Annotated in this window: 16 protein-coding genes and 1 pseudogene; 8 read left to right on the plus strand and 9 right to left on the minus strand. The window is 69.3% G+C overall.

Annotated elements, in window-relative coordinates; translation table 11 throughout:
* Positions 1 to 187: 187 nt before the first annotated feature.
* The 5 genes from VV867_RS15055 (at position 188) to VV867_RS15075 (ending at position 5,266) form a co-directional block, all read left to right on the plus strand.
* The gene (locus tag VV867_RS15055) at positions 188 to 2,791 is read left to right on the plus strand and encodes a TonB-dependent receptor (RefSeq protein ID WP_328566842.1); all 2,604 of its coding nucleotides are present in this window, start codon (positions 188 to 190) and stop codon (positions 2,789 to 2,791) included.
* 268 nt (positions 2,792 to 3,059) lie between these two features.
* On the plus strand, positions 3,060 to 3,659 hold the full coding sequence (locus tag VV867_RS15060) for a biliverdin-producing heme oxygenase (protein ID WP_109933628.1): 600 nt from the start codon (positions 3,060 to 3,062) through the stop codon (positions 3,657 to 3,659).
* 67 nt (positions 3,660 to 3,726) lie between these two features.
* Positions 3,727 to 4,125, plus strand: a complete 399-nt coding sequence (locus VV867_RS15065; RefSeq protein WP_328566843.1) for a YbaN family protein — start codon at positions 3,727 to 3,729, stop codon at positions 4,123 to 4,125.
* Between the two features lie 347 nt (positions 4,126 to 4,472).
* Positions 4,473 to 4,835, plus strand: coding sequence for a YajD family HNH nuclease (locus VV867_RS15070; protein WP_043317887.1), 363 nt, complete (start codon positions 4,473 to 4,475; stop codon positions 4,833 to 4,835).
* Between the two features lie 89 nt (positions 4,836 to 4,924).
* A complete protein-coding gene (locus tag VV867_RS15075; protein ID WP_109933626.1) occupies positions 4,925 to 5,266 on the plus strand; it encodes an FKBP-type peptidyl-prolyl cis-trans isomerase in 342 nt (113 codons plus the stop codon).
* Between the two features lie 12 nt (positions 5,267 to 5,278).
* Here the strand turns inward: VV867_RS15075 and thiM are convergent, their stop codons facing one another.
* The 5 genes from thiM to VV867_RS15100 all read right to left on the minus strand — a co-directional run bounded on the left by thiM (position 5,279) and on the right by VV867_RS15100 (position 9,275).
* Positions 5,279 to 6,142 (minus strand): hydroxyethylthiazole kinase, encoded by an 864-nt coding sequence (gene thiM / locus VV867_RS15080; protein ID WP_328566844.1) that lies wholly within the window; start codon positions 6,140 to 6,142, stop codon positions 5,279 to 5,281.
* A 61-nt stretch (positions 6,143 to 6,203) separates the two neighbouring features.
* Positions 6,204 to 7,226 carry a hypothetical protein gene (locus VV867_RS15085; protein WP_328566845.1) on the minus strand — a complete coding sequence of 341 codons (1,023 nt, stop codon included), beginning with the start codon at positions 7,224 to 7,226 and terminating at the stop codon, positions 6,204 to 6,206.
* Between the two features lie 423 nt (positions 7,227 to 7,649).
* Entirely contained in the window at positions 7,650 to 8,186 is a 537-nt protein-coding gene (locus VV867_RS15090) for a cysteine hydrolase family protein (RefSeq protein ID WP_328566846.1), read from the minus strand.
* Positions 8,187 to 8,262: 76 nt separating this feature from the next.
* The gene (locus VV867_RS15095; RefSeq protein ID WP_328566847.1) at positions 8,263 to 8,880 is read right to left on the minus strand and encodes an FMN-binding negative transcriptional regulator; all 618 of its coding nucleotides are present in this window, start codon (positions 8,878 to 8,880) and stop codon (positions 8,263 to 8,265) included.
* 164 nt (positions 8,881 to 9,044) lie between these two features.
* Positions 9,045 to 9,275, minus strand: coding sequence for a hypothetical protein (locus tag VV867_RS15100; protein WP_089392078.1), 231 nt, complete (start codon positions 9,273 to 9,275; stop codon positions 9,045 to 9,047).
* A gap of 430 nt (positions 9,276 to 9,705) precedes the next feature.
* On the opposite strand from VV867_RS15100, the pseudogene VV867_RS15105 reads away from it, so the two are divergent.
* Positions 9,706 to 9,852, plus strand: a pseudogene (locus VV867_RS15105) (general stress protein); the annotation flags it as partial.
* Positions 9,853 to 9,916: 64 nt separating this feature from the next.
* Here VV867_RS15105 and VV867_RS15110 read toward each other — a convergent pair.
* From VV867_RS15110 to VV867_RS15120, 3 genes are all read right to left on the minus strand, one after another.
* On the minus strand, positions 9,917 to 10,777 hold the full coding sequence (locus VV867_RS15110; RefSeq protein ID WP_328566848.1) for a LysR family transcriptional regulator: 861 nt from the start codon (positions 10,775 to 10,777) through the stop codon (positions 9,917 to 9,919).
* 350 nt (positions 10,778 to 11,127) lie between these two features.
* On the minus strand, positions 11,128 to 12,285 hold the full coding sequence (gene cfa / locus VV867_RS15115; RefSeq protein ID WP_275630090.1) for a cyclopropane fatty acyl phospholipid synthase: 1,158 nt from the start codon (positions 12,283 to 12,285) through the stop codon (positions 11,128 to 11,130).
* 37 nt (positions 12,286 to 12,322) lie between these two features.
* Positions 12,323 to 13,702 carry a nitronate monooxygenase gene (locus VV867_RS15120; protein WP_328566849.1) on the minus strand — a complete coding sequence of 460 codons (1,380 nt, stop codon included), beginning with the start codon at positions 13,700 to 13,702 and terminating at the stop codon, positions 12,323 to 12,325.
* Positions 13,703 to 14,104: 402 nt separating this feature from the next.
* Between VV867_RS15120 and ccoN the strand changes: the two genes are divergently transcribed.
* Both ccoN and VV867_RS15130 read left to right on the plus strand, forming a co-directional pair.
* A complete protein-coding gene (gene ccoN, locus VV867_RS15125) occupies positions 14,105 to 15,541 on the plus strand; it encodes a cytochrome-c oxidase, cbb3-type subunit I (protein WP_275630088.1) in 1,437 nt (478 codons plus the stop codon).
* Positions 15,542 to 15,552: 11 nt separating this feature from the next.
* Positions 15,553 to 15,762, plus strand: coding sequence for a hypothetical protein (locus tag VV867_RS15130; protein WP_371921085.1), 210 nt, complete (start codon positions 15,553 to 15,555; stop codon positions 15,760 to 15,762).
* Between the two features lie 485 nt (positions 15,763 to 16,247).
* Here VV867_RS15130 and VV867_RS15135 read toward each other — a convergent pair whose 3' ends face one another.
* On the minus strand, positions 16,248 to 18,527 hold the full coding sequence (locus tag VV867_RS15135) for a nitric-oxide reductase large subunit (RefSeq protein ID WP_328566850.1): 2,280 nt from the start codon (positions 18,525 to 18,527) through the stop codon (positions 16,248 to 16,250).
* Between the last annotated feature and the right edge of the window lie 204 nt (positions 18,528 to 18,731).

Consider the following 18,731-nt stretch of genomic DNA (forward strand, 5'->3'; position numbering starts at 1 on the left):
CCGCCGTTCGTGGGCCTCGGTGCATGGGCCAACGGCGGATAACCGCGAACGGTTATCCGCCCTACGGTCGGGCTCCCGATTCCCCAAAAATTATTTTTACGCGATCCCGAGGCCTCGATCGTTTCGTCAGATGCCAATGCAACTGATTCGCATTTTTAATGCGACGACACTCAGAAGAGAGCCCTCGATGATCCCTCACGCCCGACGCTCCACCCTGCATCGCCTGCGCGCACCGGCCAGCCTTTCGCTGCTGGCACTGTCCATCGCCCTGGCCGCCGTGCCCGCCGTCAGCGCCCAGGCCGCCGAACCCAGCAGCCAGGCCCAGGCCGGCTACCGCTTCGCCATCGAGCGCCAGCCGCTGGCCGGCGCGCTGAACGCCTTCAGCTCGGTCACCGGCTGGCAGGTGGCCCTGCCGGCGGAACTGGCCAGCGGCGTCACCTCCCCCGGCGTCACCGGCCGCCTGGGCGCCGAGCAGGCGCTCAAGCGCCTGCTGGCCGGCAGCGGCCTGGACTACCGCCAGGTCTCCGAACGCAACGTCGTGCTGTTCCGCACCCCGGGCGCCCGCGCCATCGAGCTGCAGCCGCAGACCGTCACCGCCACCCGCCAGGCGCAGAACGTCAACGAGGTGCCGAACAGCGTCAGCGTGCGCAGCCGCACCGACCTGGACCGCAACAACGTCAACAGCATCAAGGACCTGGTGCGCGACGAACCGGGCGTCAGCGTCGGCGGCACCGGCCAGCGCTCGGGCATCACCGGCTACAACATCCGCGGCATCGACGGCGACCGCGTGCTGACGCAGGTCGACGGCGTCGAGATCCCCGGCTCCTTCTTCAACGGCCCCTATGCCCAGACCGAGCGCAACTACGTCGACCCGGAGATCGTCAAGCGCGTGGAAATCCTCCGCGGCCCGGCCTCGGCGCTGTACGGCAGCAACGCCATCGGCGGCGCGGTGAGCTACTTCACCCTCGACCCGGACGACATCATCAAGGACGGCAAGGACGTCGGCGCGCGCCTGAAGGCCGGCTACAGCTCGGCCGACGACAGCTGGCTGACCTCCGCCACCGTCGCCGGCCGCCACGACGACTTCGACGCCCTGCTCCACGTCAGCCAGCGCAACGGCCACGAGACCGAGTCCTACGGCAGCCACGGCGGCACCGGCCTCTCCCGCACCGAGGCCAACCCCGAGGACGTGCGCACCACCAACGTGCTGGCCAAGCTGGGCTGGAACTACGCCGAGGGCTCGCGCTTCGGCCTGACCTACGAGCACTACAAGGACGACGTCGACTCCGACCAGAAGAGCGCCTATGGCGGCCCCTACTTCAACGGCGCGCCGACCATCCCCGACAGCGTGCTGCCCGGCGGCATGTACCAGTGGCGCAAGGCCAACGACACCATCACCCGCGAGCGCTTCGGCCTGGACCACCAGTTCCTGCTCGACAGCGCGCTGGCCGACCACGCCAAGTGGACCTTCAACTACCAGGTGGCGAAGACCGAACAGGGCACCGAGGAGTTCTACTACCCCATCACTCGCCAGGTCCTGCGCACCCGCGACACCCTCTACAAGGAACGCCTGTGGGTGTTCGACCTGCAGCTGGACAAGAGCTTCGAGCTGGGCCAGACCGACCACCTGCTGACCTACGGCACCAACCTCAAGCGGCAGAAGGTCACCGGCTACCGCGAAGGCAACGGCACCTGCCTGGCGGTGGGCCGCGGTTGCAGCGCCGTCGGCGCCACCAGCGCCAGCGACGTGCTGGCGCGCAGCAGCGACTTCCCGGACCCGACCATCGACACCTACGGCCTGTTCGCCCAGGACGAGATCCGCTGGAACGCCTGGACCTTCCTGCCCGGCCTGCGCTACGACTACACCCGGCTGAAGCCGCACATCACCGAGGAGTTCCTCAACACCGCGGACCAGAGCGGCGACGGCGAGGTCAGCAGCGAGGACAAGACCTGGCACCAGCTCTCGCCCAAGCTCGGCGTGACCTACGCCTTCGACGACAACTACCTGTGGTACGGCCAGTACGCCCAGGGCTTCCGCACCCCGACCGCCAAGGCCCTGTACGGCCGCTTCGACAACCCCACCAGCGGCTACCGCGTCGAACCCAACCCGGACCTCGACCCGGAGCGCAGCCAGAGCTACGAGACCGGCCTGCGCGGCACCTTCGACGTCGGCACCTTCGACGTCTCGGTGTTCTACAACAAGTACCGCGACTTCATCAACGAGGACGCCATCACCGCCGGCTACAACGAGGTCACCTTCCAGAGCAACAACATCAAGCACGCCATCATCAAGGGCGTGGAGCTCAAGGGCCGCCTGGAACTGGCCCCGTTCGGCGCGCCCCAGGGCCTCTACACCAAGGGCTCGGTGGCCTACGCCTACGGCCGCAACAAGGACACCGGCGAGCCGATCAACAGCGTCAACCCGCTGACCGGCGTGTTCGGCCTGGGCTACGACGCCCCCGGCCAGGTCTACGGCGGCCTGCTGAACTGGACCCTGGTCAAACGCAAGGACCGCGTCGACGACACCACCTTCAACGCCCCGGACGGCACCAGCAGCCAGTTCAAGACCCCCGGCTTCGGCATCCTCGACCTGACCGCCTACTACAAGCTGACCGACGACCTGACGCTGAACGCCGGCGTGTACAACCTCACCGACAAGAAGTACTGGCTGTGGGACGACGTGCGCGGCTACGACAGCGTCGGCGAGGCCGCGGTGCTGGCCCCGGCCAACCTCGACCGCCTGACCCAGCCGGGCCGCAACTTCTCGCTCAACCTGGTGTGGGATATCTGAGGTAACCGCTCTTCGTAGGATGGTGTTGCGGGTACCGACGGTGTAGGAGCGGACCTTGTCCGCGATAGCCGGAACCACCGGCGCGATTCGCGGATAAGATCCGCTCCTACGCCATGCCCACCTCCGGATTCACCCGTAGGAGCGCGCCCTGCGCGCGAAATCGCGGGCAGGGCCCGCTCCTACAGGAAAACCTCTCATCGTTCTTTACGTTTTTCCCGCCCTCGTTCGTCTCGTCTTCAGTGATCCACCACTTCAAGGAACCCGTTGCATGACCACCCTGGAAGCCCCCGCCCTGCGCTCCCAGCGCCTGAACCTGGCGACCCACGCCCCGCACCAGCGCCTGGACAACGCGGTGAAGGCCCACGAGCCCTTCGCCAGCCGCGAGAACTTCACCCCCTTCGTCGTCGCCCAGTACCTGTTCCAGTCGGAACTGCAGGCGCTGTACCAGGACGCCGAGCTGGGCGCCCTCTTCCCCGACCTGCCCGAGCGCTGCCGTGCCCTGCAGGCCAAGGCCGACCTCGCCGACCTCGGCGCGGAAGTCCCGGCGCCGGTGGCCGGCGCCATCACCAGGCCGTCCCGCGCCGAAGCGCTGGGCTGGCTGTTCGTCTCCGAGGGCTCCAAGCTCGGCGCCGCCTTCCTGATCAAGCGCGTGGCCGCCCTGGGCCTGGACGAGAACTTCGGCGCCCGCCACCTGGGCGAGCCGGCCGGCGGCCGCGCCGAGGGCTGGAAGCGCTTCACCCGCACCCTCGACGGCCTGGCGCTGAGCGCCGCGGAAGAGCGCGAAGCCGAAGCCGGCGCCCTGGCCGCCTTCGAGCGTTTCGGCGTGCTGCTGCAGCACGCCTACGAGCATGCCGCCGCCCGCGCCTGACGCGGTGATTGACGCGCATCCCGGCAGCCGCCAGGATGCGCCTGTCACCCCCGTCGCTGCCGTCCCGATGTCCCAGCCCGCCCGTTCGCGCACCGCCCGCCTGCTCTATGCCCTGCTCGCCTACACCAGCCTGGGCGTGGGCATGGTCGGCCTGGTGGTGCCCGGCCTGCCGACCACCGAGTTCGTCCTGCTGGCGGCCTGGGCCGCGGCCAGGAGCTCGCCCCGGCTGAGCGCCTGGCTGGAGAACCACCGGCTGTTCGGCCCCATCCTCGCCAACTGGCGCAACGGCCGCGCCATCGCCCGCCGGGCCAAGGTCGCCGCCAGCCTGGCGATGCTCGCGGCGCTGGCGATCATGCTGGCCACCCTGCCCCACGGCTACTGGCTGTACGCGGTGGTGCTGGGGATGGCGATCGGCAACCTGTGGATCTGGTCGCGCCCCGACGACCGACCGGCCGCAGACCCGTAGGGCGCATAACGCCTACGGCGTTATCCGCCATGATCGCGGACAGAGTCCTACGTTGCAGGCGAGCATGGCTTCTCGTAGGAGCAACTGTCTTCTGGGCTCCCTCGTGCGCGGGGGTGACTGGATCAAAATTCGCGTCTCCCATGTTGCCCCATTGTAGGAGCGGGCCCTGCCCGCGATTCGCGCGCAGGGCGCGCTCCTACAGGGGAATGGCATGGCTCGGCCCGCGTAGGAGCGGACTCCGTCCGCGATTGGACCCGCAGGCTGCGCCGCCCCCTCCGGTGATACGGACAATCCATCCTGCGCGGAGGTATGCTGAAAACCTGCCCCCAACCACCCGAGCCACCACCATGCCAACCCCCGCCAAACCCACCAGCAAGGTCGACCAGCTCCTGGCCGAGGCCCAGCAGCGCCGCGAAAGCAGCTACCGGGAAAAGGCCCTGAAGATGTACCCCTGGATCTGCGGGCGCTGTGGCCGCGAGTTCTCCGGCAAGCGCCTGAGCGAACTCACCGTGCACCACCGCGACCACAACCACGACAACAACCCCGAGGACGGCTCCAACTGGGAGCTGCTGTGCCTCTACTGCCACGACAACGAGCACCAGCGCCAGGTCGATGCCCATTACCAGGGCAACGACGCCGGCGCCAGCGGGCCCAAGGTCACGCACAAGGCCCTGGCCGGGCTGGCCGCGTTGCTCAACAAGGATTCCTGAGCGCGCCTGTTGCCTTGCGCGGCGTTTCCTGCGAAAACGGCGCCCCGAAACGGCCCGGCCGGGCCGCCACCTGCGACAGAGGCACAGACATGAGCGACGAACTGCGTATCGAGGACATCCGCCCGGGCGACGGCAAGGCGGTGGTCAAGGGCGCCCTGATCACCACGAACTACAAGGGCACCCTGGAAGACGGCAGCGTCTTCGACTCCTCCTACGACAAGGGCCGCCCCTTCCAGTGCGTGATCGGCACGGGACGCGTCATCAAGGGCTGGGACATAGGGCTGATGGGCATGCAGGTCGGCGGCAAGCGCAAGCTCTTCGTGCCGGCCCACCTGGCCTATGGCGAGCGGCAGATCGGCACGCACATCAAGCCGAACTCCAACCTCATCTTCGAAATCGAACTGCTGGAAGTGCTGACCCGCGACGACTGAGCGCGCCTCGCCTCAGGCCGTGGACTGCACCGACATGAGCCTGGCGCGCTGGCGCAGCAGGTTGGCGTCCACCGCGTCCAGGGCGTCGACGAAGGCCACGGCGAAGGAACCCGGGCCGCGGCTGGCCGCCTCGGCGATTTCAGCGGCCACGGCGAAATGCACGTGGGCCGCCGCCAGGGCGGTGAAGGCGTCCACTGCCACCGCCGCATAGGCCGCCACCAACGCCCCCAGGGCACAGCCGGAGGCCGTCACCCGCGGCAACAGCGCGCTGCCGCCGCCGATGCGCAGCAGGCGCGGCACGGCGCTCTCGCGGCTGTCGCCGACCCAGCCCAGCAGGTGGTCCACCGCCCCCGAGGCCGACACCGCCTGGCAGTTGCGCAGCAGCTCCACCGCCGCCGGCACCGCGCGGGCCGGATCGTCGGAACTGTCGAAGCCCGGCGCGCCCTGCCCCAGCCCAGCCAGGCCGATGATCTCCGAGGCGTTGCCGCGCACCACCGCCGGGCGCTGCTGCAGCAGCTCGGCGGCCACCCCGCCACGCCAGGGCAGGCCGCCGGCGCCGATGGGGTCCAGCACCCAGGGCGTGCCATGGGCCACCGCCGAACGCACCGCCTGGCGCATGCCCTCCACCAGGGCGCCGGTCGGGGTGCCCAGGTTGACCAGCACGGCGCCGGCCACGCGGGCGAAGCCGGCGGCCTCCTCGGGATTGTCGACCATCGCCGGCGAGGCCCCGGCGGCCAGCAGCACGTTGGCCATGAAGTTGGCCGACACCACGTTGGTCAGGCACTGCACCAGCGGCCGCGCGGCGCGCAGTTCGGCATGGGCGGCGATGATCGAATCCAGGCTGGGCAGGAACCTGGCGGGCGCGGCGGTGGGCATGGGCGGCTCCGGGACGGGGGGCGGAAAGTGCGCCTAATCTACCCGTTCCGCGCGGCGCCCTCTATGGCTGCGCCGTCCAGGGCGCGGCGACGCCCGCTTCCACCTGCAGCGACAGGTAGTGCACGCCGGCCAGCACGCCGCTCTGGCTGTTGCCCATCAGTGCCAGCCACTGCTGGTCGAAGGCATCGTTGAGGTCCTTGCGCAGTTGCGCCTCCAGTTGCGGACGCTCGCGGTCACGGGACAGCGCGGTGAAGCCGGTGCTGGCCAGGGACAGCACCGTCCCCGCCGCCTTGCCCACCGCCGCGGCGATGGCGCCGACGGCGCCACTGACGGTCACCTCGCCCAGCAGCTTCTCGCTGGTACGCCGGGCCACGGCGGACACGCCCTGGTCCGGCTCATCCACGTCCACCCCGGTGCGCGTCGAGGCGTCGTGCACCCGGGCGATCAGCGCCTGGTAGGCCGGCAACTGGTCCAGGCGTTTCGCCCGCAGCAGCTGGTACAGCGAGGCGTCGCGGGCGGCGGGCGGGCCCAGGGCGATGGCGGGGATGGCCTGCAGGCGCTGGTCCAGCTGCGCGCGCGGCACGCCCAGGCGCTCGGGGATGGCGTCCAGCTGCCCGGCCAGGGCCTGCACGTAGAAGCGGGTGGCGGCTTCCATCACCGCCGCGGGGTCGACCTGCTTCGCCACCGGGTCGAGCACGCGGCGTTGGTACTGGCCCTGCAGGTAGACGGACAGGCGGCTGACCGCCGGGCTCTTCTCGCTGTCGCCGAGCTTGTACCAGGCCACCCGCAGGCCCAGCCACTGCTGCGTCCAGTAGCCGGAGAACCAGGGGATGAAGTCGCTGTCGGTGCGCTGGTAGACCAGGTCCATCCAGCCCTCCATGGCGTTGCGGGCATAGTCCTCGGCCTTGTCGGCGGCAGCCATGGAGGCATCGGCGATGTCGCGGTCCACCTGCGCCCAGGTGGCCGCCGTCACCGGCGCCGCGGCCGGCTCGGCGGCCTGGCGCCCGGCACAGGCCGCAAGCGCCAGCAACGCCGCCAGCAACAGGCAGCGCAGCGGTCGCCAGGCTGTCGCTCGGCTGGCCATCGGCTCTTCCTCCGCACCGGGCCGGCCCGCACACCGGACCACCCCCGCGTCCCCTCACCTTACCCCCGGCGGCAGCCCATGGCCGGCGCTCCGGACGCGCGGCGGTCGCGCCTGCAGGCGCCCAGGCTATCGCGGACGGAGTCCGCTCCTACGTCCGTGCTCGACCGTAGGGCGAATAACCGTTCGCGGTTATCCGCCGTTGGCCGGAACGCCGGTGCCCGCCGGCCGCGGCGGATAACGCCGTAGGCGTTATGCACCCTACGGGTTGGAAAGAGGCGGCGCAGCCTGCAAGACAGTTGCGCCTACGTCCGTGCTCCCTGGAACCGTAGGAGCGGAACTTTTCCGCGATAGCGGGGCATGTCGGCGCGGATCGCGGTTAAAAGGAACACGCCGTAAGCAATCGCGGCTGTCCGCGCCGCGGCCTTAGTCGAAGGCCACCGCGGCGCTGGGCAGCACCTCCAGGCGCGGGGCGAAGCTGCTCATGCGGCTGAACACCTCGTTGTGGTGGGCGATGATCTGTTCGGCGCGCAGCACGCCGTTGTCCGTGGTGCTGTGGGCATCGCCGGCCAGCACCACGTCGTAGCCCTCGGCCAGGGCGCGGCGCACCGTGGTGTCCACGCAGAAGTCGGTCTGCATGCCGCAGATCACCAGGCCGGTCACGCCCAGGCGGCGCAGCAGGGCATCCAGCTCGGTGCCGTTGAACGCATCCGGGGTGGTCTTGCGCACCCGCGGCTCGTCCTCGCCCACCTGCAGCGCCGGGGCCAGTTGCCAGCCCGGGCCGCCATGGCGGAAGTCGCCCCCGGCCTCTTCGTGCTGGACGAAGACCACCGGCAGGCCGAGGTCGCGGGCGCGGCGGCTCAGGCCGTTGATGCGCTCGACCACGCCCTGGTGGTCGAAGCAGGTCTCGGCGCCGCCGCAGAGGACGTGCTGGACATCGATGATGAGCAGGGCGACGGTCATGGCGAGGTGTCCTTGGAACTGTATTGAAGGCCGCCCGGGACGATAGCCGCTCGCGGGCGGGCTGGCCAGCGCCGCGTCAGGACGGCACGTGCGCGCGCATGGCCCCGGCCAGCTCGGCGGCGCCCTCCTCGTCCAGGCGCGCGGCCGCGCCGCGGACGTCGTCGGCCACCTTGTTCTGGCTGAGCTTGGACTTGCCGACCAGCGCCTGGACCTCCACCTCGATGCCGACCACCCTGGCCAGCATCCCGGCGATGAACTCGGGGGTGGAATCGGCCATGCGCCAGGGCCGCGCCTCACCGGCTTCGTGGGTGCGCGTGAGGCGGCCCACCAGGCCGCGGACGAAGCGCTCGTCGTCGACCACCCGCAGGGTGCCGCGCACGTGCACCACCTGGTAGTTCCAGGTGGGCACCTGCTCATGGGCGACGTGCTTGCTGGGGTACCAGTTGGGCGAGATGTAGTGCTCCGCGCCGCGGAACACCACCAGCACCTCGCTGCCGTCGGCGTGCTGCCACAAGGGGTTGGCCCGGGCCACGTGGGCGCGCAGGCAACCCTCTTCGGGCAGCAGTTCGAAGGGAATGTGGTCGGCGTCCAGCGCACCGCCGCTGGCGTGCACCAGCATGCCCAGCGGGTGGGCCTGGATCAGGCGGTGCAGCTCGTCGACGCGGCTCTCGCGGAAATGCTCGGGCAGGTACATGCCGTTCTCCGGGTGCGGGAAAAGCCACCATGATGCGCGGCGATTGGCCTTCTACAAAGAGCCATTTCCAGCCAGCCCAAGGGAACCATTGCCTCGAAACGCCCTGCAGGCACCGCGGCATGGCCGGGTGCCCGCACAGGTGCCCGGCCCTGCCGCGCGGCCCCTCACTCGCGGGTGATGCCGCTGATGGTGATGCCGTACAGCTGCAGCAGCAGCGCGCCCGGCTTGCCGTCGGTGGCCTCGTGGGCCGCGCCGTAGTCGCCGGCCTCCAGGTTGTGCCGGGCCCATTCCAGCAGGTAGCGCTCGGCCTCCTCCAGGCCCGGCGCGTGCTCGCAGGGCATCGACAGCGTGCTCGTGTTGTCGTCTTTGTGGTAACTGATCATCCAGCTCGGCATGGCTGCTCCTCCCTCTCTCTGCGGCTTCCTGCGGTTGAGTGGCGCCGCCGCCTTCGGGTTGCAGTCGCGCGACGGGCGGCGGCCAGCAGCTCCGGTTGGGCGAACAGGTCGAGCAGGGTGCAGGCGATGGTCTTGCGGCCACCTCGATCATCGGGACTACCTGGTCACCGACGCGCTCAAGGCCGGGCGCCCGGTGGTGCGCGCCTTCAGCCAGTGGCTCAAGGCCCGGGTGGCCGCCACCATCCACCAGGCCGGCGACCTCTAGCAGGCGCCGCTGGCCTCCCCCGGACGCTGAACGGCGCCGCTGGCGCAACTTCTTCGAACCATTGCGCCCTGCGGCCTTCCGAGTAGAGGAGCGGGCCGATACGCGGCCCGCGAAAGCGGATCCACCCACGGAGGTTTCAGCATGGCTTCGAACAACAGCAACCCCGGCAACTTCGCCAACGACCGCCAGAAGGCTTCGGAAGCCGGCAGGAAAGGCGGCTCGCGCAGCGGCGGCAACTTCGCCAACGATCGTGAACGGGCTGCCGAGGCCGGCCGCAAGGGCGGCCAGCGCAGCCACGGCGGCAAAAGCTAGGCCACCCGGCGGGCCAGGGAAGGCCTCCCGGTTAGCCGGCGGCGGAAGGCCTGCACAGGCGCCTTCAGAGCGTCGGGTCCCAGCGCTGCGACCAGTCCGGGTCCTCGCGCACCAGCTCGCGCAGCAGCGCGAAGGCCTGCTGCAACGGCACCGAGTCGCGCTCGCGGGAGTACACCAGGTAGGTCGGGTAGCTGAACTCCGGGGCCCGCGGCACGCGGCGCAGCACGCCCTTGTCGAGGTAGCTCTGCACCACCCGCGTGCGGAAGTAGCCCGAACCGCCGTTCTCCAGGATGTACTGCAGTGCCAGCGGGCCGAGGTTGAAGGCCACCGGCGCGCGGGCCTTGTCCGGCAGCGCGCTGTCGTGCTGCTGGCGGAAGCCCTCGCCCCAGTCGATGTACACGTAGGGCTCGGGGTCCCTGGCGCGCACCAGGATGAGCTTCTCCTCCAGCAACTGCTCCACCTGCATCCCCGGCCAGTAGTGCGGCTGGTACACCAGGGCGGCGTCCAGCACGCCCAGCTCCAGCTGGCGCAGCAGGGCGTCGCCGCTGCCGATCTCGGCGCGCACCGCATAGCTGTCGATGGCCTGCCGGATGCGGGCGACCCAGCGCAGCATCAGCGGGTTGCACAGGCTCACCTCGCCGCCGATGTGCAGCACGTTGTCCACGCCCTCGGGCAGCGGCAGGTCGCGCTGCGCCGCCTCCCAGGTCTGCAGCATCTGGTTGGCGTAGATGATGAACGCCTCGCCGTCGGCGGTCAGCCGCGCGCCGGCGCGGTTGCGCACGAACAGCTTGCAGTTGAGGTGGCTTTCCAGCTTCTGGATGCGCGCGGTGATCGCCGTCTGGGTGACATGCATGCGCTCGGCGGCGGCGACGAAGCTGCCGTGGCGGGCGATCTCCAGGAAGGTGCGGGTCAGGTCGATGTCCATGCTGCTTGGCTGGCGGAGGGGCGGGAGGCGGGATTCTAAACCAGGGTTGGGGAGACTGCTGGGGGAATGACGGTGGAGGGGTGTTTTTCCGGGGAGGTGTGGTGGTGGGCGGTAGTCCGCAACCCTCTCCCCCCGCCCTCTCCCTGAAGGGAGAGGGGGCTTGTCCGTGCCGAGAGGAGGAATGGTTTCAGCCGGAAACTTTCGGTGTTGCCGGCTAACTCCAGAGCATCCGACTCTGCCCAACGGTCCCCTCTCCCTTCAGGGAGAGGGTTAGGGAGAGGGCGCTCTCAACCCCAACACCGCAGCCACCGGCAAACCCCGTTCGCGAGCAAGCTCGCTCCTACAGGCTGTCAGCTCACCCGCCGGTACCCACCCACCACCCCGCGGCGCGACATCACCCACTGCCACAGCTGGATGTCCCGCGCGCGGAAGGCCCCTGCGCAGGACAGCAGGTAGTACCGCCACATGCGGTAGAAGCGCTCGCCCAGCTCCTCGGCGAAGCGCGGCCAGCTCGCCTCGAAGTTGCGTGCCCAGGCCATCAGGGTGCGGTCGTAGTCGGCGCCGAAGTTGTGCAGGTCCTCCACCACCAGCAGGCCGTCGGCGGCGTCGCCGATCTGGCCGATGGAGGGCAGGTCGCCGTTGGGGAAGATGTATTTGTCGATCCAGCGGTCCGGCACGCTGCGGCGCTGGTTCTTGCCGATGGTGTGCAGCAGGAACAGGCCGTCGTCGTCCAGGCAGCGCGCCGCCACCTCCATGAAGGTGCGGTGGTTCTTGCGCCCGACGTGCTCGAACATGCCGATGCTGACGATGCGTTCGAAGCGCTCGCCGAGGTCGCGGTAGTCCTGCAGGCGGAACTCCAGCGGCAGCCCGGCGTAGCGCTTGCGCGCCCATTCGCACTGCTCGCGGGAGATGGTCACGCCCACGCACTCCACGCCGTAGCGCTCGGCGGCGAAGGCCATGAAGCTGCCCCAGCCGCAGCCGATGTCCAGCACGCGCATGCCCGGGCGCAGGTCGAGCTTGCGGCACACCAGGTCGAGCTTGGCCTCCTGGGCCTGGGCCAGGTCGTCGGCGTCCTTCCAGTAGCCGCAGGTGTAGGTCATGCGTGGGTCGAGCATGGCGGCGTAGAAGTCGTTGCCCAGGTCGTAGTGGCGCTCGCCCACCGCCCAGGCGCGCTGCGCCGTCTGCAGGTTGCACAGGCGCGCCTGCAGGGCGTGGAGGATCAGCGTGGCCGGGCTGACCTGGTCGACCACCCCGCTGCGCAGCAGGCGGGCGAAGAACTCGTCGAGCTGGTCGCAGTCCCAGTCGCCGTCCATGTAGGCCTCGCCGAGGCCGAGGTTGCCCTGGGCTAGGGCGCGTTGCGGCACGCCGGGGTGGTTCAGGCGCATGTCCCAGGGCTGGCGGCCGTCGAGGCCGAGGCCGGCCTGCTGGAGCAGCGAGCGGGCGAAACGATGGGCGCGGCCGTCGGCCGCCGCCGGGGTCGGGCGGGTGGTGGAAAGCTCGGAAGGCATGGTGTTTCCCTTGTGTTTTCTAGATATCCGTCGGCGCTCAGGCGTCGTCGCGGTGCAGGCGCAGGACCGCGCGCAGTTCCTCGCGCAGCCAGGCCTGGCGGATGCGCGGCAGGCGCTCGGCGAGGCGCCGTGCCACCCAGCGCTGGCCGCGGGCGATGAAGCGCAGGCGCTCGGCCAGATCGTCGATGGCCATGGCCTTGGCATGGAAGGCGCCCAGCGCGCGGTCGGGCTCGGCGCCCAGGCGCTGCAGGCTGCGGCGCAGGCGGCGGCAGCTTTCCGCCTCGCCCAGGTGCAGCGCGTGCAGGCGCTGCAGCAGTGGCTCGTCTTCGGTCTGCCGGGCGCTGTCGAGCATCACCCGGGCGCCGGCGCGCTCGGCGCGCAGCAGTTCCTGCAGCCAGTCGACCAGGTCGGCTTCGTCGTCGCCGCCCTGCAGCCGGGCCAGGCAGGCCTCGGCCTCGGTCACCAGTTGCAGCAGGCGTTCGGCCGCCGGGCGGATGTCACGCAGCTGGGCGCAGGACTGGCCGGCGTAGATGGGCATGTCCTCCAGGCGGCCATAGGCGCCGCGCAACGGCGAGTCGGTGGAGAACAGGTAGATGGGGCCGCCGTCCTGCTCGCCGATCACCGGCGTCTCGCGGCGGGCGTGCAGGTTCGCGTAGTCGCCGCGGGTCACGGCGTTGGGCAGCACGCGCACCGGCGCCGGCATCGGCCAGTTGCGGAAGAAGGCCTCGGTGAGCAGCGTCTGCTCCGCCTCGGCCTCCACCAGGCAGCGCTTGTGGTAATCGTGGGCGTAAGACTCATCGGTGGCGAGGAAGGCCGAACCGCAGGCGACGCCCTGGGCGCCCAGGGCCAGGGCGGCGACCAGCGCGGCGCCGCTGGCGATGCCGCCGCAGGCCACCACCGGCACCTCGCCCAGGGCCACCAGTTCCGGCACCAGCGCCAGGCTCGAGACCTGGCCGCGGACGTGCCCGCCGGCCTCCACGCCCTGGGCGATCAGCACGTCCACGCCGGCGCGCAGCGCGGCCTCGGCATCGGCGCGGTGGCCCACCTGGTGCAACACCAGCACGCCGGCGTCCTTGAAGCGGCGGACGACCTCGGCCTGCACGTCCCAGAACAGCGCCACCGCCGGCACCCGCAGGTCCAGGCAGGCGGCCACCTGCGCCGCCAGCAGCTCGGCGGGGGTGGCCGCGGGGATCAGGTTGACGGCGAAGGGTTCGTGGCTGAGCTCGCGATAGGCCGCCACCTCGCGGCGGATCAGCGCCACCGGCTCGCGCACCATGCCCAGGCAGCCGAAACCGCCGGCATTACTCACCGCCGCGGCCAGCTCGTGGCGCGCCACGCCGCCCATGCCGGCGCAGATGATGGGTACCCGGCAACCCAGCAGTTCGACCAGAGGGGTATTCAGCGCGGGATGAAGCATGGCGGTACTCCTGAAGCCGCAAGGCAGAGCGGCGACAGGTCAATGGTAGGCCCTGGTCTTAACTGAATTTAAATGAATTTTAATGGCCGATTAGTGCACTGGAATGAATACATGGACGGCGCCCCGCTGAACGGACCCGCCCCCCGCAAGCCACGCTCCCCTTGCCCAGGCCAGCCTGCGGCAAAGGGTCGCGCGGCCTACGCCGCTGGCCTTCATATCAAAATAAGTTTATTCAGCCTTCATTATTATGAATTTGTTGCATGCCCTGGCGTTCCGCAGACTGTATCGGCTCCCTGCAAGGGTCCTGGCCCCCCACTCCGGTCAGGGCCCCTCACCCGCTGCCACGTTCCCCGTGCAGCGGGAGGGAGCTGCCAGTCACCGCGCATTTCGACGGAATCCAAGATGGCCAGCGTGCAAGCCCTCGACAAGAACGACACCTACAACTACGAGATCGTCCGCCGCTTCACCCTCACCACCCTGTTCTGGGGCGTGCTGGGCATGAGCATGGGCGTGGTGATCGCCGCCCAGCTGGTGTGGCCGGAACTCAACCTCGGCCTGCCCTGGACCAGCTTCGGGCGCATCCGCCCGATCCACACCAACCTGGTGATCTTCGCCTTCGGCGGCAGCGCGCTGTTCGCCACCTCCTTCTACGTGGTGCAGCGCACCTGCCGGGTGCGCCTGGTCTCCGACAGCTTGGCCAACTTCGTGTTCTGGGGCTGGCAGGCGAGCATCCTGGCGATGCTGGTGAGCTACCCGCTGGGCATCACCACCTCGAAGGAATACGCCGAGATGGAGTGGCCCATCGCGCTCTGGGTCACGGTGGTATGGATCGCCTACGCCTACCTGTTCTTCGGCACCATCGCCCGCCGCACGGTGCAGCACATCTACGTGGGCAACTGGTTCTACGGCGCCTTCATCGTGGTCACCGGCATGGTCCACGTGGTCAACCACCTGGCGCGCCCGGTCAGCCTGCTGAAGTCCTACCCGCTGTATTCCGGCGCCACCGACGCGATGATCCAGTGGTGGTACGGCCACAGCGTGGTCGGCTTCATCCTCTCGGTGGGCTTCCTCGGCATGATGTACTACTACGTGCCGCGCCAGGCCGAGCGGCCGATCTACTCCTACCGCCTGTCCATCGTGCACTTCTGGGCGATCATCACCCTGTACATCTGGGCCGGCCCGCACCACCTGCACTACACCGCCCTGCCCGACTGGGCCCAGTCCCTGGGCATGGTCATGTCGCTGGTGCTGCTGGCGCCGTCCTGGGGCGGCATGATCAACGGCATGATGACCCTCTCCGGCGCCTGGCATAAGCTGCGCACCGACCCCATCCTGCGCTTCCTGGTGGTGTCCCTGGCCTTCTACGGCATGTCCACCTTCGAAGGCCCGATGATGGCCATCAAGACGGTGAACTCGCTGTCCCACTACACCGACTGGACCATCGGCCACGTGCACGCCGGCGCCCTGGGCTGGGTGGCGATGATCTCCATCGGCGCGCTGTACCACATGATCCCCAAGCTCTACGGCCGCGAGCGGATGTACAGCGTGGGGCTGATCAATGCGCACTTCTGGCTGGCCACCATCGGCACCGTGCTCTACATCGCCTCGATGTGGGTCAACGGCATCACCCAGGGCCTGATGTGGCGCGCGGTGAACGCCGACGGCACCCTCACCTACTCCTTCGTCGAGGCCCTGCAGGCCAGCCACCCCGGCTACATGGTGCGCCTGTTCGGCGGCGCCCTGTTCGCCAGCGGCATGTTCCTCATGGCCGGCAACACCTGGCTGACCGTGCGCGCCGGCCAGCGCATCGACCGCATGCCCATCGCCAGCGCCGCCTGAGGAGCCCCGCCATGCAACTGCTGCTCGCCCTGGCCACGCTGCTGGCCCTGGCCATCGCCCTCTACCTGCACCTGCGCCGCGCCAGCCGCCACGACCTGCAACAGGCGGCGCTGCTGCCCTTCGCCGACGACCCCGAGGCCGCCGCACGAATGAGCGCCGCCACCGGCCAGCACTGCGAACGGCTGTTCGACCCGCGCCGCGAGTGCCGCCTGCGGGCCTGATTTACCCCGATCCAGGGACGGATCCCTCCCTTGTGCCTGTCTGGCACTTTCCGGGGCCCACCTCGTTGTTCCGTGAGGTGGGCCCTTTTTTTCATGGCGCATGATGCGTTGGCGTTTTCCAGTTCATCTCCGAGGGGGATTCGGGCAAGGTCAGACGGCGGATAACCGCGAACGGTTATCCGCCCTACGATCCTGCGCGAGCTTGCTAGCGAACAAGAGCCCCTCTCCCTAACCCTCTCCCTGAAGGGAGAGGGGACCGTTCGGAGCGATTGGGTTTTCCAGAGTCAGCCGGCAGCTCCAGAATTGCCGGCTGATATTAAATCCTCTCTCGGCACGGACTAGCCCCCTCTCCCTTCAGGGCGGGGCGCGCAGCCGAGGGCTTCTGAGGCCAGCCTTTGCAGGGCCGACGGACACATGCAAAAACGCACGCGCCCCACCTCCCTGGCAGGCCGCGTGCGTTACCAACGCTTGTTCCTATCGAATCGTCAGACCTGTTCCTGCACACCTCCTTCCGCGTAGATATCCACGGTCCTGCCACGGGGTGAAAGCACGCCGGTCACCACCTGCCAGGCCATCGACAGCGCCCCGACGATGAACACCAGGTCGCCGAAGGTGCGCACCCAGCGCAGGGTCTGCAGCAGCGGTTGCTGCATGAACTCCTCGCTGCGCGCGTACCACAGGCCGACGCTGGCACTGGCGTGGAACTGGATGATGCCGATGGGCAGCAGGCTGGTGGCGAGCATCAGCACCAGGCCGCCGTTGAGGCACCAGAAGGCGGTCTTCATCAGCCGCTCGTTGAAGTGCAGCTGCGGGCGGATGTAGCGCAGCACCAGCAGGGTGAAGCCCAGGGCGAGGAAGCCGTAGACACCGAACAGCGCGGCGTGGGCGTGGGTCGGCGTGGTGTTCAGGCCCTGGATGTAGTACAGCGCCACCGGCGGGTTGATCATGAAGCCGAAGACGCCGGCGCCGAGCATGTTCCAGAAGGCCACGGCGACGAAGCAGGCCAGCGGCCATTTCACCCGCTGCATCCAGGCCGCGCGGTTCTTCAGGCGCCAGTTCTCCCAGGCCTCGTAGCCCAGCACCACCAGCGGCACCACTTCCAGGGCGCTGAAGGTGGCGCCCACCGCCATCACCGGCGTGGTGGTGCCGGCGAAGTACAGGTGGTGGAAGGTGCCGGGCACGCCGCCGAGCATGAACAGCGAGGCCGAGGCCAGGCTGGCGGTGGTGGCGGCGCGGCCGGACACCAGGCCCATGTTGGAGAAGATGAAGGCCAGCGCGGTGGTGGCGAAGACCTCGAAGAAGCCCTCCACCCACAGGTGCACCACCCACCAGCGCCAGTACTCCATCACCGACAGGTTGGTGCGCTCGCCGTAGGCCAGGCCCGCGCCGTAGAACAGGCCGATGGCGATCACCGAGGCCGACAGCAGCGCCAGCAGGTTCTTGTCACCCGGCTTGCCGAAGGCCGGCAGGATGCCGCGCAGCATCAGCAGCAGCCAGAAGGCGATGCCGAGGAATTTGCCGATCTGCCACAGGCGCCCCAGGTCGACGTACTCGTAGCCCTGGTGGCCCAGCCAGAAGTTCCACTCCGGCGGCATCAGCTGGGCGATGGCCAGGTAGTTGCCGATGAACGAGCCGGCCACCACCACGACCAGCGCCCAGAACAGCACGTCGACGCCGAGCTTCTGGTATTTCGGGTCCTTGCCGCCGTTGATGATTGGCGCCAGGAACAGCCCCGCGGCGAGGAAGCCCGTGGCGATCCAGAACAGCGCGCTCTGGATGTGCCAGGTGCGCAGCAGCGAATAGGGGAACCACTGCGACAGCGGGATGCCGTAGAAGTCCTGCCCTTCCACCGTGTAGTGCGCGGTGGCGCCGCCCAACAGCACCTGGAAGCCGAACAACCCGACCACCAGCAGCAGGTACTTGCCCAGCGCCCGCTGCGACGGGGTGAGCGCCACCAGGCTGAGCGGGTCCTGCAGCGGCGGCTCGGGCTCTTCCTCGTCATGCCCGCGCAGGAAGGCCCAGGCCCAGACCAGGAAGCCGACGCCGGCGATCAGCAGCACCACGCTGACGATGGACCACATGACGTTCTCGGCGGTCGGCTGGTTGCCGATCAGCGGCTCGTGGGGCCAGTTGTTGGTGTAGGTGGCCGCCGAGCCGGGGCGCTCGGTGGCGGCGGCCCAGGCGGTCCAGAAGAAGAAGTGCGTCAGCTCCTGGCGCCGTTCGAGGTCCGGCAGGGTGCCCTCCTTCATGGCGAAGCTCTTGCGGCTGTGCTGCAGCGCCGGGTCGTCGCCGAACAGCGCGATGTAGTAGTCGGCGGTGTGGCGGATGGCCTCGACGCGGCGGGCGCTCAGGGTCAGCACGCCATTCTCGGCGCGGTTGCCGCGGTACTCGCGCTTCAGCTGCGCGAGCAGCACGGCCTGCTGGTCGCCGTCCAGTTCGGCGAAGGCCTTGCCGTACTGCTGGTGGGCGCCGATGTCGAGCCAGGCGCTCAGCTCGCGGTGCAGCCAGTCCGCGGTCCAGTCCGGAGCCTGGTAGGCGCCATGGCCCCAGATGGAGCCGAGCTGCATGCCGCCCACGCTCTGCCAGGCGGTCTGGCCGTCGAGGATGTCGTTGCCGCCGAACAGCGTCTCGCCGGTCTCGCTGCGCACCTGCTCGGGAATCGGCGGGGCCTGGCGGTAGACCTCGCGGCCGAACCAGCCGAGGATGCAGAAGGTGACGCCGAGTACGGCGATCAGCGCCCACCAGAGCTTGCGGTATTCACCCATGGTGGCTCTCCTCGCCGGCGACCGGGCAGGTGGCGGGACGGACCGGGCAGCGCTGGGCGCCGGAGGATTTGACGTAGGCGCGATGGCCTGGGATGTTGCTGAGCGGGACGTGCATGGGATGGCTCCTTGGTCAGGCACTGCTTGCGCTATCGCAAGCGCTGTGCCATCTCATAAACCGCTCAGGATCAATAACTTGCGAAATTC

Source organism: Pseudomonas sp. JH-2, assembly GCF_036231725.1.
Taxonomy (GTDB): Bacteria; Pseudomonadota; Gammaproteobacteria; order Pseudomonadales; family Pseudomonadaceae; genus Pseudomonas; species Pseudomonas delhiensis.